Origin of the sequence: Methylosarcina fibrata AML-C10 (assembly GCF_000372865.1) — a bacterium.
GTDB classification, from domain to species: domain Bacteria; phylum Pseudomonadota; class Gammaproteobacteria; order Methylococcales; family Methylomonadaceae; genus Methylosarcina; species Methylosarcina fibrata.
On the sequence record NZ_KB889965.1, the window covers coordinates 2260171 to 2283905 of the forward strand.

Annotated in this window: 17 protein-coding genes; 8 read left to right on the top strand and 9 right to left on the bottom strand. The window is 54.3% G+C overall.

What is annotated here, in order from left to right; translation table 11 throughout:
• The first annotated feature begins 1 nt into the window (after nucleotide 1).
• Nucleotides 2–1393: a Re/Si-specific NAD(P)(+) transhydrogenase subunit beta gene (gene pntB, locus A3OW_RS0110760; protein WP_026223492.1), complete on the top strand. Its 1392-nt coding sequence runs from the start codon at nucleotides 2–4 to the stop codon at nucleotides 1391–1393.
• Between the two features lie 203 nt (nucleotides 1394–1596).
• Nucleotides 1597–2961: an MFS transporter gene (locus A3OW_RS0110765; protein ID WP_157385873.1), complete on the top strand. Its 1365-nt coding sequence runs from the start codon at nucleotides 1597–1599 to the stop codon at nucleotides 2959–2961.
• Between the two features lie 53 nt (nucleotides 2962–3014).
• On the opposite strand, the gene A3OW_RS0110770 is transcribed toward A3OW_RS0110765, so the two are convergent.
• A complete protein-coding gene (locus A3OW_RS0110770; RefSeq protein ID WP_020563449.1) occupies nucleotides 3015–3992 on the bottom strand; it encodes a DUF3616 domain-containing protein in 978 nt (325 codons plus the stop codon).
• Nucleotides 3993–4193: 201 nt separating this feature from the next.
• Here A3OW_RS0110770 and A3OW_RS0110775 point away from each other — a divergent pair, with 201 nt between their 5' ends.
• Nucleotides 4194–4661 carry a CreA family protein gene (locus A3OW_RS0110775; RefSeq protein WP_026223494.1) on the top strand — a complete coding sequence of 156 codons (468 nt, stop codon included), beginning with the start codon at nucleotides 4194–4196 and terminating at the stop codon, nucleotides 4659–4661.
• Between the two features lie 188 nt (nucleotides 4662–4849).
• Here the strand turns inward: A3OW_RS0110775 and A3OW_RS0110780 are convergent, their stop codons facing one another.
• The 5 genes from A3OW_RS0110780 to A3OW_RS0110805 all read right to left on the bottom strand — a co-directional run bounded on the left by A3OW_RS0110780 (nucleotide 4850) and on the right by A3OW_RS0110805 (nucleotide 8906).
• The gene (locus A3OW_RS0110780; protein WP_020563451.1) at nucleotides 4850–5233 is read right to left on the bottom strand and encodes a DUF6632 domain-containing protein; all 384 of its coding nucleotides are present in this window, start codon (nucleotides 5231–5233) and stop codon (nucleotides 4850–4852) included.
• Between the two features lie 159 nt (nucleotides 5234–5392).
• The gene (locus A3OW_RS0110785) at nucleotides 5393–5695 is read right to left on the bottom strand and encodes a type II toxin-antitoxin system RelE/ParE family toxin (protein ID WP_020563452.1); all 303 of its coding nucleotides are present in this window, start codon (nucleotides 5693–5695) and stop codon (nucleotides 5393–5395) included.
• Nucleotides 5692–5922 (bottom strand): addiction module protein, encoded by a 231-nt coding sequence (locus tag A3OW_RS0110790; RefSeq protein ID WP_020563453.1) that lies wholly within the window; start codon nucleotides 5920–5922, stop codon nucleotides 5692–5694. The genes A3OW_RS0110785 and A3OW_RS0110790 overlap by 4 nt, the downstream gene beginning before the upstream one ends.
• 163 nt (nucleotides 5923–6085) lie before the next feature.
• Entirely contained in the window at nucleotides 6086–6331 is a 246-nt protein-coding gene (locus tag A3OW_RS29075; protein WP_198291309.1) for a type II toxin-antitoxin system HicA family toxin, read from the bottom strand.
• 994 nt (nucleotides 6332–7325) lie between these two features.
• Nucleotides 7326–8906 carry a peptide chain release factor 3 gene (locus A3OW_RS0110805; RefSeq protein ID WP_020563456.1) on the bottom strand — a complete coding sequence of 527 codons (1581 nt, stop codon included), beginning with the start codon at nucleotides 8904–8906 and terminating at the stop codon, nucleotides 7326–7328.
• 137 nt (nucleotides 8907–9043) lie between these two features.
• On the opposite strand from A3OW_RS0110805, the gene A3OW_RS0110810 reads away from it, so the two are divergent.
• Genes A3OW_RS0110810 through A3OW_RS24710 form a run of 3 tightly spaced genes read left to right on the top strand, consistent with a single transcriptional unit; the run spans nucleotide 9044 to nucleotide 12076 of the window.
• Nucleotides 9044–9733, top strand: a complete 690-nt coding sequence (locus A3OW_RS0110810; protein ID WP_020563457.1) for an O-methyltransferase — start codon at nucleotides 9044–9046, stop codon at nucleotides 9731–9733.
• Nucleotides 9711–10868, top strand: coding sequence for a HupE/UreJ family protein (locus A3OW_RS0110815; RefSeq protein ID WP_020563458.1), 1158 nt, complete (start codon nucleotides 9711–9713; stop codon nucleotides 10866–10868). The genes A3OW_RS0110810 and A3OW_RS0110815 overlap by 23 nt, the downstream gene beginning before the upstream one ends.
• A 5-nt stretch (nucleotides 10869–10873) precedes the next feature.
• Entirely contained in the window at nucleotides 10874–12076 is a 1203-nt protein-coding gene (locus A3OW_RS24710) for a tetratricopeptide repeat protein (RefSeq protein WP_020563459.1), read from the top strand.
• Nucleotides 12077–12126: 50 nt separating this feature from the next.
• On the opposite strand, the gene A3OW_RS0110825 is transcribed toward A3OW_RS24710, so the two are convergent.
• A complete protein-coding gene (locus A3OW_RS0110825) occupies nucleotides 12127–13251 on the bottom strand; it encodes a DUF4331 family protein (RefSeq protein WP_020563460.1) in 1125 nt (374 codons plus the stop codon).
• 548 nt (nucleotides 13252–13799) lie between these two features.
• Between A3OW_RS0110825 and A3OW_RS0110835 the strand changes: the two genes are divergently transcribed.
• Nucleotides 13800–14900, top strand: a complete 1101-nt coding sequence (locus A3OW_RS0110835) for a ParA family protein (RefSeq protein ID WP_020563462.1) — start codon at nucleotides 13800–13802, stop codon at nucleotides 14898–14900.
• Nucleotides 14901–14905: 5 nt separating this feature from the next.
• A complete protein-coding gene (locus A3OW_RS27100; RefSeq protein WP_083918195.1) occupies nucleotides 14906–15580 on the top strand; it encodes a RelA/SpoT domain-containing protein in 675 nt (224 codons plus the stop codon).
• 23 nt (nucleotides 15581–15603) lie between these two features.
• Here A3OW_RS27100 and A3OW_RS0110840 read toward each other — a convergent pair whose 3' ends face one another.
• Nucleotides 15604–15936 (bottom strand): hypothetical protein, encoded by a 333-nt coding sequence (locus A3OW_RS0110840; RefSeq protein ID WP_020563463.1) that lies wholly within the window; start codon nucleotides 15934–15936, stop codon nucleotides 15604–15606.
• Entirely contained in the window at nucleotides 15937–23202 is a 7266-nt protein-coding gene (locus tag A3OW_RS26415) for an NHL domain-containing protein (protein ID WP_198291310.1), read from the bottom strand.
• Nucleotides 23203–23735: the final 533 nt, after the last annotated feature.

Sequence of the window (23735 nt, forward strand, 5' to 3'; positions counted from 1 at the left end):
GATGTCGCAAAGTTTAGTCACAATGTCCTACATTGCCGCTACCGTTCTGTTCATTTTGAGCCTGAGTGGATTAAGCAACCAGGAAACCGCCCGCAGGGGCAATTATTACGGCATGCTGGGAATGAGCATCGCCATTCTGGCCACCGTGTTGAGCCCGGCGGTCACTTCCTACACCATTCTGCTCGTCGCTCTGCTCATCGGCGGCGCCATCGGAGCCAGGGCCGCGATCAAAGTGGAAATGACGCAAATGCCCGAGCTGGTCGCGATCATGCACAGCCTGGTCGGCATGGCCGCGGTTCTGGTCGGTTTCGCCAATTTCATGGACACGTCCAGCCCCTTGTCCGGCGTTGAAAAAACGATCCACGAAACCGAAATTTACGTCGGCATCCTGATCGGCGCTGTCACCTTTTCCGGATCGGTCATCGCCTTCGGCAAGCTCAGCGGCAAGATCGACGGCAAGCCGGTGCTGTTGCCGGCCCGTCACTGGCTGAATCTGGGCCTGCTGATCGCGGTCATCTTCCTGGGCCGGCTGTTTCTGCAGCAGGCCGAAACCGGCGGCGGCACCCTGCCCTTGCTGATCATGACCGCCATTGCCCTGGCTTTCGGCGTGCACATGGTCATGGCCATCGGCGGCGCCGACATGCCGGTCGTCGTCTCAATGCTGAACAGCTATTCCGGATGGGCGGCCGCGGCCACCGGCTTCATGCTCAGTAACGATCTGCTGATCGTCACCGGCGCGCTGGTCGGCAGCAGCGGGGCGATTCTGAGCTACATCATGTGCCGGGCGATGAACCGCAATTTCATCAGCGTCATCGCCGGCGGCTTCGGCACCGGCACGGGCGGCGAGGCGGCCGTGGTCGAAGGAGAAGTCACCCCGATCGACGCGGAAGAAACCGCGCAACTGCTGCTGGCGTCGAAAAACATCATGATCATTCCCGGCTACGGCATGGCGGTGGCTCAGGCTCAACATACCGTCAACGAAATCACCAAGCTGCTGCGGGAAAAAGGCAAAAAGGTGCGGTTCGGCATCCACCCGGTGGCCGGGCGCATGCCGGGACATATGAACGTGCTGCTGGCCGAAGCCAAGGTGCCGTACGACATCGTTTTCGAAATGGACGAAATCAACGAGGATTTCCCTCACGTCGACGTCACCATGGTGATCGGCGCCAACGACATCGTCAACCCGTCGGCGCTGGACGATCCCAACAGCCCAATCGCCGGCATGCCGGTTCTGGAATGCTGGAAAGGCGGCACCACCGTCGCGATGAAGCGGAGCATGGCCTCGGGTTACGCCGGCGTCGGCAATCCTTTGTTCGTGCTGGAAAACACGCGCATGCTGTTCGGCGACGCCAACGTCATGCTGCAGGCCGTGCTGAAAGCCTTGAAAGGCTGACGGAACAACTCGCCCTGGAGATTGCCGTCTTCAGGGCGAATTTTTCAACCGACACCGATGTCTATCGGCTACCGGGTCGGCTCTCCCTGCGGGCGGCCCGACTTCCAGGATGAGTTTTCTTCGGCTTGGCTGGTTTCGAATACACTCCGGGCCGTGCCGGAATCGCCGGCGAACAGACCCGCTCTCAAGCCCGGAACGATGCTATGACCGATCCAGACTTCAGTACTGCCGTCACGGACTCTCGTTTAACCAGAAAAACGATGATCCTGTACGCCCTACCCCATTTGACCGATGCGGTCATGACCCTGCCGATGGCGCTTTTTATCCCGGCGTTTTATGCCGGAGAGTTGGGACTGCCTTTGGCCGGCGTCGGCGCGATGATTGCCGTTTCCCGAATTGTCGATCTGATTGCGGACCCACTCATCGGCTTCGCCAGCGACCGTTTGCCGACGCGCTGGGGACGGCGCAAGCCGTGGCTGGCCGCCGGCACGCCGCTCATTCTGCTGGCGACCTGGAGGCTGCTGATACCCGGAGATAACGTATCGCTCCCTTACCTGATGATCTGGGCCTGCCTTTTGTCGATCGGCTATTCGATGTTCGATCTGCCCTATAAATCCTGGGGCGCGGAGCTGTCGACCGACTATGCCGAACGCTCCCGAGTCACGGCCTGGCGCGAGGGGTTCAAAACGACAGGCCAGATTCTATTTCTGGTCCTATTGATGGTTATGGAAAAGACCCACCTTCACGGCGACCGCGAGCAACTGCGGGCGCTCGCGCTGATGGCGCTCGTCGGCCTTCCCGTTCTGACCGCAATCACGCTGGTCAAGGTACCGGAAAGGACGGCCGATAAACTGACCGGGCCAGTGGTGATGGGCTGGTCTTCCCTGACTCTGCTGTTCAAAAATCGGGCCTTCCTCAGAACCGTCGGGGCGATTGTATTATTCGGTTCGGCATTGATGATTCAGGTGACGCTGCACAAACTGGTGCTGACTCATGTATTCGGACGGCCCGAATGGTTCGCGCCGCTGCTGTTGGGAGAAACGCTCGCTTCGCTGTCCGCGATGCCGCTGTGGGTTCGCCTTTCCGACCGCATCGGCAAGCACCGGGCGGTAACGATCGCCGCGCTTTCGATCGGTTTCTGGAGCCTGCCGTTCCCCTTGCTCGGAGCCGGCGATAGGCTTTGGTATAGCCTTTTCATCGTGCTGCGCGGCAGCGGCCTGGCCGCGATATTTTTCCTGTCGAATTCGATCGCCGCCGACGTCGTCGACCAGGACACGCTGGAGAGCGGCCGGCAACGGACGGGGCTGTTTTTCGCCTTGTGGGGCATGGCCATCAAACTGGCCCTGGCGCTGGGCGTGATGATGGGCACCGGCTTGCCGGCCCTGTTCGGCTTTCTGCCTGCCGAAACAAGGCATAGCCCGGAATCGATCACGGCGCTGCTGTTCATTTACGGCTGGCTGCCGGGATTGATCATGTTGCTGGCGTTTCCGTTGCTGTGGCAGTTTCCGATCAACCGATCGTATCAAAGGATCCTGCGCGCCCGGATCGAGGATCGGCGTATTTTATAAACGGCAACGAATCGTTTCACCGAAAAACCGAATCCGTTTTTCAAGCGAAAAGGCTAAACTTCATCCGCTCGAATCCACAGGCTCCTGAAATATTTCTGAGGATGGTCTTTATCTTTAATGTCCTTGCAGGGGATGCCTTTCATTCTCTCAATCGTCCCGTCGTCGCTGAGAAGTTGAAACCGGCTGTCCCGCTCCGGATAAAACAAAACGCTTTCCGGACGAAAATCCGACGGCCATCCGGCTATTTCAATGAGCTCCGGAGAGTCGTTTTTCCGCCCGGACCATTGATAAAGAGAAAAATGACCGCTTCCGTCGTAAGCGCCGGCAATCAGGAGAAAGCGATTTTGCTTCTTCCAATACTCAATGCTCCGGATGCCGAGGCCGTTTAAATCCAGTTCGATCGGCTCGCCGAACACGGCGCGGGCGTTTTTCTTCTCGACCAATTCTTTCGGATTGGTCAGCAGCAAAAGCAGGGCTTTGCCTTCGGGAATGGGATTTCGAAAACCGATCAATAGTTTTTGATCGGGCGTTGCGGTCAATCCTTCGATGTTCAATCCTCCCTGTTCCTTGGGAGGCAATTTTTCCGCGGCAGCAAGCCGATAGGGCTCAAGCCGCGGATCTTCCAGCATGTCCTCGACCAGCCGGGTATAGGCATGTCCTACCTGCTTGAAGCATTTCGCGTCATTGTCACGAGTGAGCTTATTGGCAAAAAACTGATGCCGTTCCGGCCTCGATTCGCCTTTTTTATTTCTTCCGTGCGAAGTAATCCAGTAGATCACTCCGCCAATTTGAGACGCCCCTTCGATATCGACTTCTTTCTTTTTGGGGTTGTTGTCGAAACAATCGTTGAGATCCCGGCCGGATATCCCGAAAACCGGCTCTCCCGATAAATCCGAACGGTAGACTTTCAGGATGTTGTCCTCGTCGTTGGCCACAACGAAATGCCGTTCATCGACAGCGACGGCCCCGGAGGCGTCGCAGATGCCGGTGTGTTGCAGTTCTTTCTCGACGCAGAATTGGAGTTTTTTCATGGTTGTTGCTCTCTTGATTTACGGTAATCAGCCTGATTCATGCCCTTTAAGGCATCTCGCCCGGAATACTTTGGCTGACTGCGAACAAACAGGTAAAGCCCGGCCTTGTCCTAACGGTTAACCGCTCTAAAAATGCCTGACATTTTTACCGGCTGGCCTTATATAATGGACCGTCTCTGTTTCAACTCATTAGGTTTTCCAATGAAAAACAATTTCATTCCCTGTCTTTTGTTCCTGTGCTTCAGTGCTCCCGCCCTGGCCGAAAAGGTCGGCTCCGTCGATACCGAATTCAAATGGCTCGGCCCCGACAGCAAAATCGTCATCGAGTATTTCGACGATCCGGATGTGGCCGGAATCACCTGCTACATCAGCCGCGCCGTAACCGGCGGTATCTCGGGAGCGGTCGGCGTGGCCGAAGACACTTCCGATGCGTCGTTGGCCTGTTATCAAACCGGAGCGGTCACGCTTTCGGACAAGATCAAGTCCGGCAAAAGCGACGGCGACAACGTCTTTAAAAAACGCACGTCCTTGATATTCAAATCGATGCAGGTCGTCCGGTTCTACGATAAAGCGCACAACGCGCTGGTGTATCTGGTGTACAGCGACCGGGTCCTGAAAGGCTCGCCGAAAAACAGCGTGACGGCGGTGCCGATTCAGGCCTGGCGTTGATCGTTTTTCCGCCCCAGCCTTAAAGTCGGCAATGATCCTCAAAACAGGCAGGGTAAAAGCGAATATTGATCGCCCATGATGCATAGACCGAGTGTTCGATTGTTGTAGGTTGCGGTCGGCGATAGCCAACCCGACACGAAGCCCATTCAATGCCGGGTTACGAACGATGCGCAACCAGACCTACTAACTTATGCCGGCACTTTTTTGGGCATCAGATACCACAGAACAAACGCTATCAGAAACAACCCCGGCACGTCGCCCACGAGATTCGCCCGGTCCGTCTCGTCCATCAGCGCGTGAATCAGCATGATGCCGCCGTGCACGATGCTCGACCAGACCGTAAACCCGATCAGGCTGCGGTTGGCCAGAGGATCGGACGCAGCTTTAATCAAAAACACGCCCAGCGTCGCGTAAACGCCCATGATCATGTGTTCGTATTCGGGCTGGGGTGGCGTCCAGCTCCAGCCCGACGGCCACAGCCACATCATCAGCAACGGAACCCCCACGACAAAAACGCCGCCGATAACGTAAAGAGCGATTTTCAAAAACTTGAGTTTTTCTTCGTCTTGCATAGGATTCTCCTCTTCCGGTTTTAGAATGACTGCCAATGGATGGTACGGATTTGTTATTTTCTTGCACCGGAGTAGCTGGTGCAACTTTCTCCTGCGGAGGAGGTTACCAAACGGTTCGGCGTCCGTAAATAGGGCTATAGGGCTAACGAAGGAAGCCCGTCATTCGTGGCGTACTCGCGAACGCCAGTAACCCGGCAACCGCGCGTGATGTGCCAGAGCAAAGACCACAATGCCGTCTTGCTCGGGCCGGTAGATGACGGAGAACGGAAATCCTTTGACGAACACATGACGCGTACTGGACGCCGATGGCGAACCCGCTTGGGGAAACGCGAGCGCCCTCGCAGTCGCTTCTTCGACCGCCGCAGCGAAACGCTCTCCCAAACCCGGTTGGGCTTCACTATAATAAGCCACCTCGGCAAGAAGCTCGTGGCGTGCGGCGGCGATGAAGCGAACCCGTTTCACCGGGCAATGCGCCTGGCCTCAGTAAATACATCCTCAGCCGAATAGGTCTGGGCTTCCTCACGGTCATAGGCTGCAACCCTCTCCTCGATCTCAAGATTCCAGGCGGCCTCAATTTCCGACAAGGGTGTTTCACGCAGCGATTCCAATAGCACCTCGGCGAGCCGGGCTCGCTCGTCTGGCGATAACATCCGGGCTTGCTGTTCAACTTCGGCAAATGTGATTGACATGGTCATTTCTCTCGTGATGGCAACGGTTGAATTTTATACCCTATACAGTCTGTATGGTATAGCCGCTAACGTAAAGATCATCGGCGGAGCATTAGCGGAGTCCGCTGGAGTGTTGAGTTAGAATGGAAATTTAAGCAATTCCTCCACTGTTAAACCAATATCTTTAGCGATTTGCCGAAGTAAAAATTGGTGAAATATCAGGCCCTGCATGAAACGATACTGTTGTGCATCTACCGTCAGGAAGATGAAATTGTTTATGTGCCCTCTGCCGGACTTTTGTAAATCCCGGCATTTCAAACAAAGCGACAATTTCGCGAGGTTTAAGAACAGGTACATTTCCCATTTTCAAGCAACAACATTTTGAGCCAAGTAGGGTACGCACTGCGTACCTTTTTGGTGTTTGATTCATTGGCAAGATTTAAAAATGGTACGCAATGCGTACCCTACCTGGCTTCATTCTTCATATCATTATTGCCCAATTAATAATTACAAGATTTCTATATACCTTCGCGACTTTAAGCCAAGTATGATATACGGGCAAATGGCAAAGAAGCATTGGATCGAGCACAGATGTACTGTGCCCCTCCAGCGCCAATAAAAACCGACAGTACTACAGCCCAACTTGCTATGAATTTTAAGTTGAATTTATTCATAGTAACCTCCTTGGTTTGAAGTGCTATGGGTACATTATGGTGTTCATTGTTAGTGGGAATTCCACCCAGCATTCGGACGGTTTTTTCAGTCACATAAATTCTTTGATATTCAAGACTGATAGAACTCTCGGTCTTCTCGCTCCAATGCTCCCTTATAAAAAAGGAGGCTCAAACTCTACGCATTTATACATTTATATAATATACGTGCTGGTGAGAGCGGCATTATAGAAAAAAGAAAAGCCCAAGCTGTAATAGCCTGGGCTTTGTCATACGGCTCAGCCCGAATAGGAAGGTCTGTCCGTACGGCTCATCGTCCATGACTGTATTCCATAGTTTAAGCTCACCCATTAGGCAGGGGGGCCACGCACCGAACAAATCGTTACACGAGACCTAAGTCTTTACGCCTTTTAACGCCTATCTCGCTGTTTTACCCGGAGGCCGTGCCACCTAACGCTTTAAGGTGAATTCCGGGTCGCTCAAAAGTTTGGTCAAAACAACCTCCTTTTCCTGATTGAGCCCAAATACAATGGGGATAAGATTGCTTTTTTCAAGCTTGACTATCTCAAAAAATAAAATTATAAACTCGCACAGGTTGGGTTGCGCTTTTTTTTGTAACCCAACATTTGTGCAAGTAGCCCGGATAAAACGCAGTGAAACCCGGGATAATCGAAGCCTCCCCGATTATCCTAGATTCCACAAAGCTCCATCCGGGTCACTTGCTGATCAATTTAAAAATTAAAACAGATCATTTCAAAGCTCCCTCGTCGCACTAAACCGGATATCCGGCCACCTTTCCTCGGTCAATTGCAAATTGACCCGGCTACTCGCCAGATAAACCAGAAAACCGCCGCCGTCTTCGGCCAGGTTATCGAACGCTTTCTTCTTGAATTCCTCCAGCTTGGCGGGCTTGTCGGAACTGACCCAGCGCACCGTGGAGATCGACACGGCATCGTAAACGCATTCGACGTTGTATTCGCTTTTGAGACGATAGGCGGTCACGTCGAACTGCAGGACGCCGACCGCGCCCAGGATCAGATCGTTGTTTTTCAACGGTTTGAAAAGCTGGGTCGCGCCTTCCTCGGTCAACTGCACCAGGCCTTTTTGCAGCGCTTTGCTTCTAAGCGGATCCTTTAACACCACGCGCCGGAACAATTCGGGCGCAAAATACGGAATGCCGCCGTATTTCAGCGTTTCGCCCTGGGTGAAGGTGTCGCCGACCTGGATCGTGCCGTGGTTGTGCAGGCCGATGATGTCGCCGGGATAGGCTTCTTCGACGTTTTTCCGGGTGTCGGCCTGGAACGTGATCGCGTTGCCCACCTGAATGCTTTTGCCGAGACGAACATGGTGGATCTTCATGCCCTTGTCGAATTTGCCGGAGCAGACCCGCAGGAACGCGACCCGGTCCCGGTGCGCCGGATCCATATTCGCCTGAATCTTGAACACGAAACCGGTGAATTTGTCCTCTTCCGGCAACACGGTGCGCTGCTCGGCTTCTCTGGGACGCGGCGGCGGCGCCAGCTCGGCGAAAGCGTCAAGCAACTCCAGAATGCCGAAATTGTTGATCGCCGAGCCGAAAAACACCGGCGTCAGCTCGCCTGCGAGATACTGGTCCAGATCGAACTCGTGGCTGGCGCCTTTGACCAGGTCGATCTCGTCGCGCAGTTCCTCGGCCTGGTACATCAGCAATTCGTCCAACTTGGGGTTGTTCAGGCCTTTGATGATTTCGGCTTCGGCGATGCGGCCGCCGTGCTGCGGGCTGAACAGATGGATTTCGTCCTTGTACAGATGATAAACGCCCTTGAAGCGCTTGCCCATGCCGATCGGCCAGGTCATCGGCGCGCATTTGATCTTCAGCACCGTTTCCACTTCGTCCATCAGCTCGATGGGTTCCCGCCCTTCCCGGTCCAGCTTGTTGATGAAGGTGATGATCGGCGTCGTGCGCAGACGGCAGACCTCCATCAGATTGATCGTCCGTTCCTCGACGCCCTTGGCGACGTCGATGACCATCAGCGCCGAGTCGACCGCGGTCAGCGTCCGGTAGGTGTCTTCGGAAAAGTCTTCGTGGCCGGGCGTGTCGAGCAGGTTGATGATGGCGTTGTCGTGCTCGAACTGCATCACCGAGGTCGTCACCGAAATGCCCCGCTCCTTTTCCATTTCCATCCAGTCGGAGGTGGCATGGCGCGCGGCTTTTCGGCCTTTGACCGAACCTGCGAGCTGAATCGCGCCGCCAAACAGGAGAAGCTTTTCGGTCAGCGTGGTTTTTCCTGCGTCGGGGTGTGATATGATGGCGAAGGTGCGCCGGCGCCTGAGTTCTGAAAGTGGTTCTGACATGCCTGTGACTTGCGGATAGCTGAAAAAACTTTGTATTATAACGAATTTTTCGGCGCCAGGCATGGACAAAATAACAAGGAACAAGGTAAGCACATGGAAAAGGCCGAACGTCCTTAACCCACCATGAGGTACAGCCAATGTCCAGAATTCAATCGCCACCCATTCAAAGCCCCGCGGTGCTGATTCCGGTCGATCCCGCGATTGAGGCGTATCAGCGCAGCCTGCTCGGCCGCACCGATCATCCGGCGTTAGCCGAGATGGAAACGCGGGCTCAGGAAAACGGCTTTCCCATCGTCGGCCGGCTGGTCGGGGTTTTCCTTGAGACGATGGCAAAAACGATCAATGCCCGCCGCATCTTCGAATTCGGCAGCGGCTACGGCTATTCGGCGTACTGGTTCGCCAAAGCGGCCGGACCCGAAGGCCGAATCGTCTGCACCGACGGCGATCCCCGCAATCAGGAACTGGCGCAAGGCTATCTCGGCTCCGCCGGGCTATGGGATCGCATCGAATTTCACACCGGTCTGGCTCAGGACGTCTTCGAGCGGACCGGCGGCCTGTTCGACATCTGCTACAACGACGTCGACAAGGGCGATTATCCCGAGGTCTGGCGCATGGCCAGAGACCGCATCCGCCCCGGCGGGCTTTACATTGCCGACAACGTGCTCTGGCACGGCCGCGTGGCGGTGACCGACTGCGTCGACGTGGTTCCCGGCTGGACCGAAGCGATTCTGGAGCACAACCGGCTGATCTTCAACGATCCCGATTTCGATGCTTTCATCAATCCGACCCGGGACGGAGTCGTCGTTGCACGAAAAAAATCCGCCTGAGCGCGGCCTGCTGCGGCGGGCGCTCCTGATTTTATGGCTTTTCGCCTGTTGCCGGAGCGGCTTTGCCCACAAGGCCAGCGACAGCTATCTGATCCTGAGTGTATCGCCCCACCGGATCGAAGGCCAGTGGGACGTCGCCTTGCGCGATCTGGATTACGCCCTCGGTCTGGACGTCAACGGCGACAGTAAAATTACCTGGGGCGAGTTGCGCAGTAAACGCGATGCGGTCACGGCTTACGCGTTCAGCCGCCTCGTCATCGACGACGGCCGTTCGCCCTGTCCGATCCGTCCGCACGGCTATCGGGTCGACGCCCATAGCGACGGCGCCTATTCTGTTTTGCAGTTTAGCGTGGACTGCGGCAAGAAACTTCAGTCCCTCGGCATCGGTTATTCGCTGCTGTTCGACCTCGATCCCCAGCACCGCGGCCTCTTGCGCATCGATTACGAAAACACGTCCTCCACGGCGGTCTTAAGCCCGGCCAACCGCAAGCAGTCCTTCGAACTGAGCCATGTCAGTCCCGGCGCCGCGTTCCGGCAATATCTTGTCGAAGGCATCCGGCACATCTGGGCCGGTTACGACCATATTTTGTTTCTGCTGAGTCTGCTGCTGCCTGCGGTACTTCTGCGCGAAAACGGGCGATGGCAGCCCAGAGCCCCGTTCCGTCCCGTTTTGATCGACGTGGTGAAAATCGTCACCGCCTTTACCGTGGCACATTCGATCACCTTGAGCCTCGCCGTGCTGGACGTGATCGCCCTGCCCTCGCGCTGGGTCGAGTCGGCCATCGCCGCCTCGGTGATCCTGGCCGCCTTGAACAACGTGTTTCCCGTGGTCGACAAGACGCTCTGGCTGGTCGCCTTTCTGTTCGGGCTGGTGCACGGCCTGGGCTTCGCCAATGTGCTGAAAGACTTGGGGCTGCCTCAAAACACGCTGGTGCCGGCTCTTTTGGCGTTCAACCTGGGCGTGGAAATCGGCCAGTTGACCCTGGTCGGAGGCTTTCTGCCGGTCGCCTACGGGCTCAAGGAGTCCGCATGGTACCGCAAATGGGTAGTGACCGCAGGGTCGCTGGCCATCGCCGCGATCGCCCTGGTCTGGCTGCTCGAACGCTCGATCGATTTCAAATTATTCAGCATTTAGGACTCATGCCGTCGCATTGCAACACGACTCCCGAACGAAAGCCATTCACCTGTTTTCTTGCGCTTTATTGTCTGGCTTCCGCCGTTTTCGCCGTGCCCTACGTTCCGGCGAGCGACGATCAGGTGCTGGAAACCCTGCCTCAAACCGTTGCATCGCTTCGCCCCGATTTAAGGAACTTGCGGGCGGCCCTGGCCGCCGATCCCAAACAGCCCGGTCCGGCCGTCAAGCTGGCCAGGGAATATGTCGAACTCGGCAAAGCCGAGGCCGATCCGCGTTATTACGGCTATGCCCAAGGCTTGCTGCAACCGTGGTGGCAGAGCAAGGATCCGCCTTCGGACGTACTGCTGCTGCGCGCGCTGATTCTACAGAATCGGCACGAGTTCGACGGCGCGCTTCAAGACCTGGACAAGCTGCTGCAACGGCAACCGGACCGCAGCGAAGCCTGGCTGGCGCGCGCAGTGATTCTGCTGGTCCAGGCCCGGTACCCCGAAGCCCAGCAAAGCTGTGCGGCGCTGATCAACTTCGACGATACCTTGCTTGCGGCCACCTGTCTGAGCCAAGTCGGCAGCCTGATGGGCCACGGTCTTGAAAGCTACCGGTTCCTGACTGAAAGCCTGCACGAGGCCAAGGCAATCTCTCCGGAGCAGCGCCAATGGACGTTGACGGTGCTTGCAGAAATGGCCGCCCGGCTCGATAAAAACGAAGAAGCGGATCGATATTTTATCGAAGCGCTCCACATACGCCGTCCGACCGCGTATTTGCTGGGCGCTTACGCCGACTTTCTGCTCGACCGCAACCGCGCCGAAGAGGTTGTGGAACTGCTGGCGGGGCATATCCGCATCGACGCGTTGTTGCTCCGCCTGGCGCTGGCCAAACAGCAACTGGCTGCCGGCGATTTACCCGAACTGATCAATACGCTGCAAGCCCGTTTCGCCGCCGGCCGGCTGCGGCAGGAAAACCTGCACCAGGGCGATGAAGCGCGCTTTGCGCTGCACTTGTTGAAGCAGCCGGATAAAGCCCTGAAGCTTGCGCAGGCTAACTGGCGGTTGCAGAAAGAACCGAAGGACGCCCGTATTCTGCTGGAAGCGTCGATCGCGGCCAATGAGCCGAACGCGGCGGAGCCGGTACTCGAGCTACTGCGGCAAACCGGCATGGAGCATGCCCAGCTCAAACGGCTGGCGGACCGGTTAAAAAATATAAAAGGATAAAAGAAGGCAGGATTCAGCGTACTCGGCCCGCTGAATCCTGCTCACGGGATTTAGACCGGTTCGTGCCTGCGGCAGCAGCGGCGGCTCAGCCAGATGCCCAGGCCGACGATGACGGCCAGGACGATCAAGCCGGGGATCAGGACATACTTCATCAGATACGGCCAGCAATCGGGCGGCGGCGTTTGCGGCCGCGCCGGCCAGGGCTCGGCCAGATACGGAAATTCGTTCAGGAACGGCTTGTCGTTGACCGTGGCTCTCGGCCATTGTTCCGTGTCGATAAAGGCGTTTTCCTGAAGCGGGCAATCGCCCTGGTTGCAGGTCAGCAAGGCCACGTCGTCGGTCAAACGGCGTCCGTTCGGAAATCCCGGCGCGAACTGACTGGTGTAAATCATCACGTCGGGCACCCGGTCGTAATGGCGAATCAGCAAACCGCTAAGCTGATTCAATTGCGCAATCGGCGGCAGGCAGGCCAGCAAAAAGTCCTGAAGTTTTTTCCGGGATTCCGCCTTTTCATCGATCAGGGCCACGTGCTTGCTGGGATGCACGGTATTCAGTATGTCGAAACGTCCGAGCTGGGTCCGGTTGGAGCGTCCGACGTGATCGATCTGATCCCCGGTTTTGGCATCCTTGGAGGTGCCCCAGAGCAGCCAGGTCTGTTGACCGGCAGGGAACGAGGATTTGGGAATGCTCATCACCATCGTCACCACGTTGACGTTAAAAAACCGGGGAAAAATGAAAGGATCGTCACGAACGCCCGTATACAGCCTGACATTCTCGGGATTCTTCAAGCCGATAATGTTTTTATCCTTGAGCGTGGCATCGTTGTTCAGATGGATGGTGATGATGGCATCGTCCGCTATGCCTTCCGGATTGACGATGGTGCCGCCGTAGCGGGCGCGGTCTTCGGCGTTATCGAAACTCAGCTTGCTGTGAAAATCGAAGTGGACCGCGTACTCGTAAGGCTCGAAATTGTAAGGAGGCGCCGCCGTCAGCGAGCGCCGGACGTTGAACACGACGATCATGTTGTCGCCTTCCGGATAAAAAAACAGCCCGGTGATATTGGGCTCCTGCGTTTTCGGATCCAGGTTCATCGGATCGGCATGATCCGAAGCCCGGCCTGCCAAAGGCACCAACAGCAGGATAAACGCAAGAAATAAGATTCGCGCATGGAACATAACAACTCCTTATCATCGAATTGATTTTTATTATTGGCGACAATCCAGGCAGCAAATACTGGAGCTTCTTGTCATCTCCGGAGATTGAGTTCGAACGGGCGGCAGAAAAACTCGCGGACTCGACCGTTAATACTATACCCGGAGCGGGGATCATACAAGGTGCTAGGAGGCTGATTTGGATGATTTTTTTATATTTCATTTTTACATGGAAAGCTATAACCAAAAGAGACCGGTCTCTAAAAATTGAAAACTGGTTAAGTAAAAGACCAGCTCTTCTGAAATTATAAGTAAGGAATAAAAGTGAATTGTTTATAAAAAACCTGCCGTAATGGTTGCCAGTTAGTCATTTAGTACAGAACACATTGGAAAAGACAGATAATAAATATAGACTAAGCTCAGCTTTTCAGGCTCTTATCATCCATCCATAGGACTTTACCGCCTCCGAAGCAGCCTTAGCTGCCCAGGCAACACTATCCTGCGGACGATTTGCGGATGGTAAAGCGGTAAAGCTAAGAGACATGGAACAGAAAAACGATTAAAGGCTCATAATGAAAGCTATTTCAATATTTAATAATAAAGGTGGCGTTGGTAAGACGACCCTTACTTTTCATCTTGCACATGCACTCGCTGCAATTGGGCATCGAACGCTAATTATTGATTTTGATCCTCAGTGCAACCTAACAATCCTTGGTATGGATGAAGAGGATTTACACCAGATATGGCTGGAAGAAGATGATTTTATTGAAGATTTCCAAAATTCACGAAACAAATTAGCGCCGAACGATTTTGAAAATTTAGTATCTGCCCCTAGATCAATTCATTTCCATCTGAAACCAACAGAAGATGGAGTTGCCGAAATCGGCCGTCTACCCCCCCCCTACCCTTTGTCTACAAATCTGGACCTTATTCCTGGCAGGTTAACCATGCATTTGTATGAAGAAAAAATCGCTAGTCGGTGGAGCTATGTGTATCAGGGAGACCCCCTTGCCGTCAGGACAATTACAAAACCACGGGAATTGGCTGAAAATTATGCACGACAGCATGGATATCAATTCGTGATAATGGATACTTCTCCGAGTCTAGGCACACTGAATAAGGTAATAATTTCAACCACAGATGGCTTTGTAATTCCTTGTATGCCAGATATGTTCTCTCTTTATGGAGTTCGAAATATTGGAAATGCATTATCCGTATGGAAAAAACAATTCGATACAATATTTCACTTATTATCGGATGAGAAAAGAAAATCTTTTCCCACAAATTATGTTCGACTTTTAGGTTTCACTATATATAACGCAAAAAAATATTCTAATTCAGACACTTGGGATCTAGCCACCGCGCACTATAACTACGCGCTCCAAATACCTGACGCGATTGAGCGTTTCATTAAACCAGAAATTCGTAATCATATTGAAAGTTCTGTTATGGCGAAGCCAATTGGAGCTAAAGCTATTATGCACACACATAATACTCTCCCCGCCATGGCTCAGAGATATCATCTTCCAATGTGGGAAGTCCCACACTTCAGTCAGTTAGACCCCGGCGACCGAAATACAGTTATGGGAAATAGGGCAATCTACGAGGCAACGAAAGGCAAATACATAGAATTTGCAAATGATCTGTTAACTAGGATGACTTCTTTAGACTGATTTACATGGACAAGACTAATTCAATTGAGCATGCCCTTTCGGCATATAACGATAAAAAACATGAGCTATCGCTTTTCATGGAAGGCATTGCAAGATGGTTTCTAACTAATCCAAAATTTACTGGAATGGAGTTACCGATAGTTCATTCTGTAAAAATGCGATTAAAGGACCCTGACCACCTTAAAGCAAAACTGGAGCGTAAGTGGAAAGATGATGATCCGATTACTCCAGATAATTTATTTGAAAGGGTGACTGATCTTGCTGGAGTTCGTGTCTTACATGTATATCAAGACCAATTTCCAAAGATTCATGAGGAAATATTACGGAAAGTTAATGGTTTAAAAGATTGGTATTTACCCGAAGTCCCACGTGCTTATACTTGGGACCCAGAATCGCAGCGTTTTTTTGGCGATAAAGGCATTAATGTCTCGATTAAAGAAAGCTTTTATACAAGCGTACATTATTTAATTCGACCCAGAGTAGATTCGCCAATATGTTGCGAAGTCCAAATACGCACGCTTTTTGAAGAGATTTGGGGCGAAGTTGACCACGCCCTAAACTATCCAGAACCATCAGGTAATCTACCTTGCAGAGAACAGCTACGAGTATTAGCAAAATTAGTTGGCGCTGGGAGCCGTTTAGTTGACTCTATATTTCGAAGTCATGAAGGAAATGTATAATCAAGCTTGTATGTTTTTTTATATTATAGAGATTCAATCAACGAAAGTGCTTTTTTTATAGGTCGAGCATAAAACGGCTTAAAGACTTTTCCTTGCTCAACATCGGCTAAAAGCCGTTGCAGTTCTGGCCGCAATTCTCTCAGATGCTGTTTACCAGCAATATCTACCGCTAGCATCGTTTTAGACTCCGATCGTAAAAGAAGCCATTCCTTAAGCGCGGCAACTAATTCCTCTCTCTCAGAAATCATATAACGAGCAACAATATTGTTAATATATTCGTAACCTTGTTCTCCAGATGCGCGGACAGGAAACCCTGCCACTTCCGCATCAAGAAGCTGGAGAAGAGCATTTGTCATTTATCTGATCCTCGTAATTGCCTCAGGGGGAATCAAAGAATTAAATATGACTTCCTGTCCGCCTCCAGGCATATTGAAATCCCTATAAACTTGAGTTGGATTGGGAATATCAATCCCCATCTGTTTGAGTACTCGTGTATCAATCTCTAAGAGGGCATCAGGGACACCTCGGTTCGAAGGTAGAGCCAAATTAATTTGAGCTTGCATTCCGCTCATTGTCCCGTCTGGGGTGGTAAATATCTTATTTGACGAGATACCTGGCTTTAAACCATTTTCAACAATGCTATTTGCATATTTACTCGATGTATAGTGATAGATTTTTTCTGGAGTCTTTGCAATTTTACAAAAGCCGCCTCCTGGTATGCCCTCATTTGCTACTTCTTGCAGTTCATATAATTCTAAAGCCATTGCGGCTACTGCGTAACACCATGGGCAATTACCTGAAATATCAATAATATTCACCGGATCATTCAACACATACCCATACAGGTTCGTGTCGCCGCCGGCAAATAGTATAGGATCCTTGGCGGTCCATCGTCCTGTTTCCGCATCATAGTCACGCGCGCCGAACCGGACAAGTTTGGTATGGGGATCGTACAGTCCGCCGGCGAAGCCGAACGGTTGAAAGCCGGGGTTGGAATCGCGGATAAGGTTGCCCCAGACGTCGTAGTCGAGCTCCTGTACAACGGCGCCGGTGACGGTGTCGACAACGAACCTCGGGCTGCCCAGATGATCCGAAACCAGGCGGTAAATGGTTTTCGCCTGCGTGGCGGGATCGGTTTTGACCAAATACGAAGGCACATTGCCTTTATCGCCATAGATGAAGCGTGTGATTACCTGGCCGTCGCCGTCGAGTTCGGCGACTGGATTCAGTTGGCTTTGATAGAGCCAGGCCTGCACCAGTTGGCCGTTGACTTTCTTGCCGATCCTGCGGTTTTGGCCGTCGACGACGTAATCGATCCGTGTGCCGTCGGATAAATCCACGTGCCGAAGGTTGCCGAAGACATCGTAGCCGTAGCTCGTCGTTTGGCCGTGTTCGGTTTTGCTTTGAAGCTCGCCGTTATCGGTGTAGACGTAATGTTTCCCGTTGAAATCGGTCAGGCGGTCCTGGCTGTCGTAAACCGCAACGGTTTGGCCATTGAGCTGAGTCCTGTTGCCGTTAGAGTCGTAGCCGTAGACGGCGACGACTGCATCGTTGTCCGTGATTTGTTCCAGGCGTCCGCGGTCGTCGTAGCGGTAGCCGAGACTGTGCGACAAGGAACCTACGGTTTCGGTTTTCCGAGTAATCCGGCCCAGCTTGTCGCGCTGGTAGATCCAACGTATCAAAGGAGCGTCATTGATTATTGCCTGATAATCGGAAGTTTCGCCAAAGCCGTTATAGCTGATGCTGTCACTGACGGCTCCCAGAACGGTTCCAGCGAGCAGACCGTTTTGAGGCTTGCGGGTTAAAGTAAGCAGCCCGGCTTGAGTGAGCAAGCCGTCCTTGTCGTAACTGTAAGCCACGGAATCGGCTTGATTCAGGCTGATGCTTTTGATGCGAAAATCCGAGCTGTAACCGAAATCGACTTGCCCGTTGATAGTGCCAGTCCAGATTTGCCCGGTGACGAGGCTGCCGTCGTAGCGGTAGGCCAGGCTGTCGCCGTCCGGTAAGGTGAGGCTGTCCAGTTGTCCACTGGCGGACAGATAGTGGTACTGGATATCGCCGTCTTGGGTATGAACCGCGTCTAGCTTTCCGCTTTGCAGCTGATAAACGAAATCGATCGTCTGGCTATCGGGACGCTGAATCCGGGTCGGCTGTTTGTCTTTGTTGTAAAAATACTCCGTGTACGTTTGGGCGATGCCGGGCGCATCGGGCGGGGTGTAGCGTTCAACCAGATTGACGGCATTGTGATTGAAAAGATGTTCGTCGCGCTCGGGAGGACGGATGCCGGTCAGGTTGCCGTTGGCGTCGTAGTGATATTGAAGGACGCGATGGTCCGGCAGTATTTGGCTGACAATACGTCCTGCGGCGTCGTAAGTAAAATGCTCGCTCCGGCCTAGAGCGTCGGTACGGCTTTCGAGATAGCCTGTCAGGGCGCCGGAGGCGGCATCGGTATGATCGTAGTAGCTATATGCCGTCTTGCGCTGTGCCTCGCCTTGGCCCTGGCGGACGGCACTCAACCGGCCTCTGTCGTCGTAGTCATAGGCCACCGGTTCGATATCGGCCAGAGTCGACCGCAGTGGCCTTCCTTGTCCGTCGATTTGGACGGAGGCGATGCGATTTTCGGCGCTGGTCGCCGTCCAGGTTTTAGTCTGAGCGTGGTAATTTAATACGGACGCCTTGCCGTTGATACTGATCGTGTCGGTCAACGAAGTCAAGCTGAACGGGTCGTTGGCATCGGCCAAGGACACCGTACGCTGTTGGGTGACCGTGGCGCTCAGGCCGGACGGCGTTTTTACGGTGCTGGAAACACCCAGAGGGGCCTGCATGCCGAAACGCGGGTCGGGGCCTTGCTGCGCGGTGGTGACAGTGCCGTTCGCGGCAGTGCCGGTTTCAAGATAGTCTTGTGGATTAAACAATCGACTTTGGGCAGTGCCGTCGGCAGCGGTATTGACCTGCAGTCGCTCACCAGTCGACAAATAGTCTACTGCAAAGCGGAGAATCCGGTTTTCGCCGGTGCTCATGATGCTGTCATAGCCGGCGCTGCGAGTTGAGCCGTCGACTGTCCAGCCTCCGCCGGCCGCATCCATGTCTTTTTCAAGGCGGCCCTGGCTGTCGTAACTGAAAATGCTGGCATGCTGGTTTGGGTCGCTAAAAGATTCAAGCAAGCCTTTCGGCAAGTAAGTCATTTCATGTCGATGCCCGTCCGGGCCTGTAACAGCGCCGAGAGTACCGTCCGGCTTGACGGTAAGTTCGGTGCGCTGCCCGTCGGGCGCAACGATAGCCGTGACGGTGCCGTTGGCGTCGCGTTCGATACGGGTGACATCGTTGTCGATATCGGTAATTGTGCTCAGGCGCCCTTCGGCATCGTAGCCGAAACGGAAGAGCACGGCGCGGGTAACGGCATCCAGTGTACGCAGGTGCTTGCCGTGCGGGTCAAAGTGATAGACCTGGCTGGCGTCGGCAGAGGGGATGAGGAGGTCGCCCAAACCGAGTCCTGGAAAAGGAGACGTCAGTTTACGAATGGTGTTATTAAGCGGATCAGGTGTGGTAGTACGAATATTGGCGATAAAAAGAGCGCCGTCGGGACCTAATGCAACATCGCTGGGATTATATAATTGCGCCTGAACCGTCGGGCCGCCGTCGCCTGATGAGCCTCGTTGGCCGTTGCCGGCAATGGTTGTTATAACTTGATCCGGGCCGACTTTGCGTATGCGGAAGTTACTTCTGTCGGCAATGTATAGACTGCCGTCAACTCCTACCGTTAATGCGGACGGAGAATTGAGTTTGGCCAGAGTTGCCGGCCCGCCGTCGCCTTCATAGCCGGCCTGACCGTTGCCTGCCACGGTCGTGATGACGCCGTCGTTGCCAACCTTGCGGATGCGTTGATTGTTGGAATCGGCAACATATAGACTGCCATCCGGCCCTAAGGCTATTTTATTAGGGTTGCTGAGCTTGGCCTGATTCGCCATACCGCCATCGCCGCCATAGCCGGCCAGACCGCTACCGGCGACGGTGCTGATGATGCCGTTCCCGTCTAATTTTCGGATACGGTTGTTAGCCGTGTCAGCGATATAAAGACTGCCATCAGGCGCTAGAGCAAGACCCGAAGGACGAAACAATTGAGCCTGTACAGCTGGGCCGCCGTCACCGGCATAGCCATTTAATCCGTTACCGGCTACTGTGCTGATGATGCCGTTCCGGTCGACTTTACGAATGCGGTTATTTAAATAATCTGCGATATAGAAACTGCCGTCCGGAGCAACGGCGACATCCTTTGGCCAAGATACATTAGCCTTTGTTGCCGGCCCTCCATCTCCTCCGAAACCTTCAATTCCATTGCCGGCTACGGTATTAATCACCCCATCGGGATTAACTTTCCTAACTCGATAATTATTTTCTTCTTCCGTAATAAAAACACTGCCGTCGGCGGCAATATCGATTCCACTACAGTACCTCAGCCATGCCGTCACTGCGGGTACGCCTTCGCGGCTGTCGCCGGCCCCGCCCGCAACGCGCTTAATCGTTAAGCCCTGGTTGTCGGCCGCCATCCGTTCGCCGTTTCCCAATTCCAGCACGCGCGCCGACATATCGTAATTGTGATGATGGCTTAGGCTCCAGCCGCCGAGCGATCCAGCTCCCGGTGGGTTGCCGGAGAGCATCTTTTGCCAGGTACGGCTAAATGCGATAGTCCCCGCTCTGCGGTTAGCAGAAACCATGGGGCTGTCGGTTCTACCGGGTTGTCCAAAACTTTGTTGAAAGTCGGAACGAATGCCGTAATAAACCGCCTGATAGCGGTAGGCGAGCGTAACTGTCGCCGGCACGCTGCCAACTACTTCCCGGTTGTAAGCGTCCAGACCGTTCCAGACAAAACGGTAGGTTTGGTTAGGCGAAGCGTTGAAGCTTTGGCTGAAACGGCGACCGGCAATGTCGATGGTCAAGTCAATGCTGCCTATAGAGGCCGGCACGTTACTCCCGGTAATTGGAATATCCAGCGCTCGTGCCGGTTGGTAACCCGGACTGCGGCGGCTTTGATAATGCAAGGCATAAGGCGTGCCGGAAATCGCAACCGCTTCGCCGACAGTACGTGCTTGCGGATTGATTTGGCTGCCTGGGCAAGTATCGCAATGTTGATCGGCTGGGGATTCCTGGCTTTTATCCTGCGCCGGCGGGTAAATTGCGCCGAACGGCGGGCCGAACGGCCAATTAAAATCCCACGAGGTGAAGTGGGTGACCGGAACGCGCCAGAGGTTTTTTCCCGAAGGATAAAGTTTTGCCAATTGCCTTTGCTCGTCTTCGGAAATACCCAAGTCCTCCAGTTTGCTTCCGGTATCGGCCAGATTGTCGCCGTCAACATCGAGGGTGGCTGCTTCGTTTTCGATAGCCAGTATGCCGATGACACGGCCGTTATCGGAGGCGATCCAGGCCGCTTTGCTGCGGTCATACCAGCCGGCCGGCACGGCTTGTCCTACCGGAAAATTGAGAAAATTGTCGACATACACCGGCAACGGCTTACTGAAATTCACCTGGACTGCTCCCTGCGCCATCGCCTCATCCACGCTGAGTTCGACCGCATAGGTATAACCCGATGTCGGAGGCAACGGGCCGGGCATGCGTTTGGGACCGTTTTCGCCGACGGTGTATTCGGTCGCGCGTACGGTCAGACTCGTCAGAGGCTGCGATGAGCCGTCCGGCAAAATCATATTGGCCGCGGTTCCCTGCGGAAACAGCACGGCGGCCCGCCGCTGGCCATCGCTGTCGGCTTCCATACTGCCTTGAGCGACCTGATACAATTCCGACGTATTGTTAAGGTCGATAACGGTGGCGTTGACGTCCAGCGGAATCATCACGACGTCGTCGGCATGGACGTAATCCTGCCAGGGAGTCGATACGGTTCGTTGCAGCGGCAAATAGCCTTCCCTACTGTAGTCGAGGGTCAATTGGCCGCCACCGTTGACGGCTAGATCGAAGACGCCGTCGGATCGGGTCAGGGTATGGCCGAATTCCGGGTGATCTTTTATAGTGATGCGAACGCCCGGTAAGGGTCGGTCTTCGTTATCGAACACGGAACCACGCACAATGGCGATACGCCTGGATTCGATCGTTTTCGGGTCGACCCCGGTCTGAACGGGGTGATCACCGCTGTAGAGAAAGGCATTGCGCTCGGCGAGAGTCTCAATCCGGGTCGGGTCCGGCTTCGTCGCGACTTTTTCCGGATCCGGTGGAAGACTTGGATCCTGCGGTTCGATAACGTCGACGGTAAAGCTTTGACTCGTGTCGCCGCCTCGGCCGTCGATTACGCTCACGATCACCGGATAAAGTCCGGCAGCAGACGGCATCCAGTCCATCACGCCGGCCGCATTGATAGTCATCCCTTCCGGTGCGCCGTTTAATCGGTAGCTTAAGGGATCTCCGTCGGGATCCGTGGCATGAACGCTATAACGGTAAGATTGGCCTGCGACCGCACTCGTTACGGGTTCCGAGTCGATTACCGGAGAATGATTAATTGGCGGCGCCAAGGCGGTAACCACCTGGGTGTCCGTCGAGCTGGCCTGATCCGGATCGGTGACTTTTAACTGCGAGACATACAAGCCCGGAACGTCCGGTGTCAGCAAGGGTTCGACCGAATCGGCATTTTGCAGATCGGTTTCGCTGCCTTCGGGCTTGGACAGCAGCGACCAGACATAATCGATCGCATCGCCGTCGACGTCGTGCGACAGACGGCCGTCCAGACGCACTAAAGTGCCGGCGTCCACGGTTCGGTCCTCGCCGGCGTCGGCGACCGGGGCCGAGTTGAGGGTATCGATCGCGATGAAGTCGGGCGCGCTGTCCCCCTGCCCATCGTTGACCGTCAGCCGGGCCACGTAATGGCCGGGCTGGTCGATGTCCAGGCGGGCGAGTGGCTGCCTGTCATCGTCCAGAACGGCATTGCTTGACGCGGGTTTTTCATCCAGATGCCATTGGTAGCTCAAGGCATCGCCGTCGGCATCGTCGGACCCGCTGCCGTCCAGTCGGACGGAAGCGCCGACGAAAGCGCTCTGATCTTCGCCGGCATGCGCGACCGGCGCCGAATTTCGGGTATCGATGACGACCCGGTCCGGTGCGCTGTCGGCAAAGCCGTCGCTGAATTGCGCCGCGCTGTTTGCCGGCGTTTCCAGAAGACGCCACCGGTAGCTCAAGGCATCGCCGTCGGCGTCGGTCGACGCGCTGCCGTCCAGTCGGGCCAGAGCGCCGACGGCCAGCGTCTGATCGAATCCGGCCTCGGCAACGGGCGACTGGTTGCCTCGCACCAGCGCGACGGTGAGTCCGCTTCCGGGCTTGCCCTGGAGCGTTACCGACAAGGTATTGACCAATAAGGCCTCGACCGGAATCGACAGCGAGGCGAGGTTCTTCTTGAATTGAGACGGGCCGGCCACCTCTTGTCCGTTCCAGGCGATCGCTCCGGAACGGACCGGGCCTCCTGGGCCGCCGTTAACAATCAGCAGACGGTAGGCGGCGGCCGGGTTGGTGACGGTTACGGTGTGCGTTTCGGCCACCGGCGAACCCGAACCGCGAATCAACTGGACCGGACCGAACACGCCGACCTCGTCCCCGGTAACCGGAAAAGACAGGATCATCATCAGCATCGGCAAGATCCGATAAAATCTATTCAATAGAATCAGTTGCCATGTTTTGAATAGCTTCCACCCTTTCTTGCCCATTCTGGAATTCAATCCCGTATCCATCGGCGCTCTTCCCTAACAGTTAAAATGACTTTTTCAGATTAGCGTATAAGCTCCGCTTTTTTGGGCTTTTTCGTTAACCGGTTCACATTTCCACCATCCAATCCCCAGTATTCTCGAAAGCGCGTTTAAGACAATCCCCCTCCAGCATCTTGCAGACCTTCGCCATGACGAATATTCTAAGGCCGGTTTTAACTTCAATTGATAACCCCGAGCTCATGCCATTTTAGGACCCTCTTTTTTCAAACGCAAATCCTTATGAAATTTTCACTCAATCCAATCCCCAGTATTCTCGAAAGCGCGTTTAAGACAATCGCCTCCAGCATCTTGCAGACCTTCGCCATGACGAATATTCTAAGGCCGGTTTTAACTTCAATTGATAACCCCGAGCTCATGCCATTTGCTTGAGTACCCTCTTTTTTCAAACGCAAATCCTT

What these genes read in the sequence shown, in the direction of transcription:
- A3OW_RS0110810 (WP_020563457.1), top strand. Translation starts at nt 9,044, where the DNA reads ATGTCCAGAATTCAATCGCCACCCATTCAAAGCCCCGCGGTGCTGATT.
- A3OW_RS0110840 (WP_020563463.1), bottom strand. Translation starts at nt 15,936, where the DNA reads ATGACAAATGCTCTTCTCCAGCTTCTTGATGCGGAAGTGGCAGGGTTT.
- A3OW_RS0110805 (WP_020563456.1), bottom strand. Translation starts at nt 8,906, where the DNA reads ATGTCAGAACCACTTTCAGAACTCAGGCGCCGGCGCACCTTCGCCATC.
- A3OW_RS24710 (WP_020563459.1), top strand. Translation starts at nt 10,874, where the DNA reads ATGCCGTCGCATTGCAACACGACTCCCGAACGAAAGCCATTCACCTGT.
- A3OW_RS0110780 (WP_020563451.1), bottom strand. Translation starts at nt 5,233, where the DNA reads ATGCAAGACGAAGAAAAACTCAAGTTTTTGAAAATCGCTCTTTACGTT.
- A3OW_RS0110765 (WP_157385873.1), top strand. Translation starts at nt 1,597, where the DNA reads ATGACCGATCCAGACTTCAGTACTGCCGTCACGGACTCTCGTTTAACC.
- A3OW_RS0110790 (WP_020563453.1), bottom strand. Translation starts at nt 5,922, where the DNA reads ATGTCAATCACATTTGCCGAAGTTGAACAGCAAGCCCGGATGTTATCG.
- A3OW_RS0110770 (WP_020563449.1), bottom strand. Translation starts at nt 3,992, where the DNA reads ATGAAAAAACTCCAATTCTGCGTCGAGAAAGAACTGCAACACACCGGC.
- A3OW_RS29075 (WP_198291309.1), bottom strand. Translation starts at nt 6,331, where the DNA reads ATGAATCAAACACCAAAAAGGTACGCAGTGCGTACCCTACTTGGCTCA.
- A3OW_RS0110835 (WP_020563462.1), top strand. Translation starts at nt 13,800, where the DNA reads ATGAAAGCTATTTCAATATTTAATAATAAAGGTGGCGTTGGTAAGACG.
- A3OW_RS26415 (WP_198291310.1), bottom strand. Translation starts at nt 23,202, where the DNA reads ATGCTGATGATGATCCTGTCTTTTCCGGTTACCGGGGACGAGGTCGGC.
- pntB (WP_026223492.1), top strand. Translation starts at nt 2, where the DNA reads ATGTCGCAAAGTTTAGTCACAATGTCCTACATTGCCGCTACCGTTCTG.
- A3OW_RS27100 (WP_083918195.1), top strand. Translation starts at nt 14,906, where the DNA reads ATGGACAAGACTAATTCAATTGAGCATGCCCTTTCGGCATATAACGAT.
- A3OW_RS0110825 (WP_020563460.1), bottom strand. Translation starts at nt 13,251, where the DNA reads ATGTTCCATGCGCGAATCTTATTTCTTGCGTTTATCCTGCTGTTGGTG.
- A3OW_RS0110775 (WP_026223494.1), top strand. Translation starts at nt 4,194, where the DNA reads ATGAAAAACAATTTCATTCCCTGTCTTTTGTTCCTGTGCTTCAGTGCT.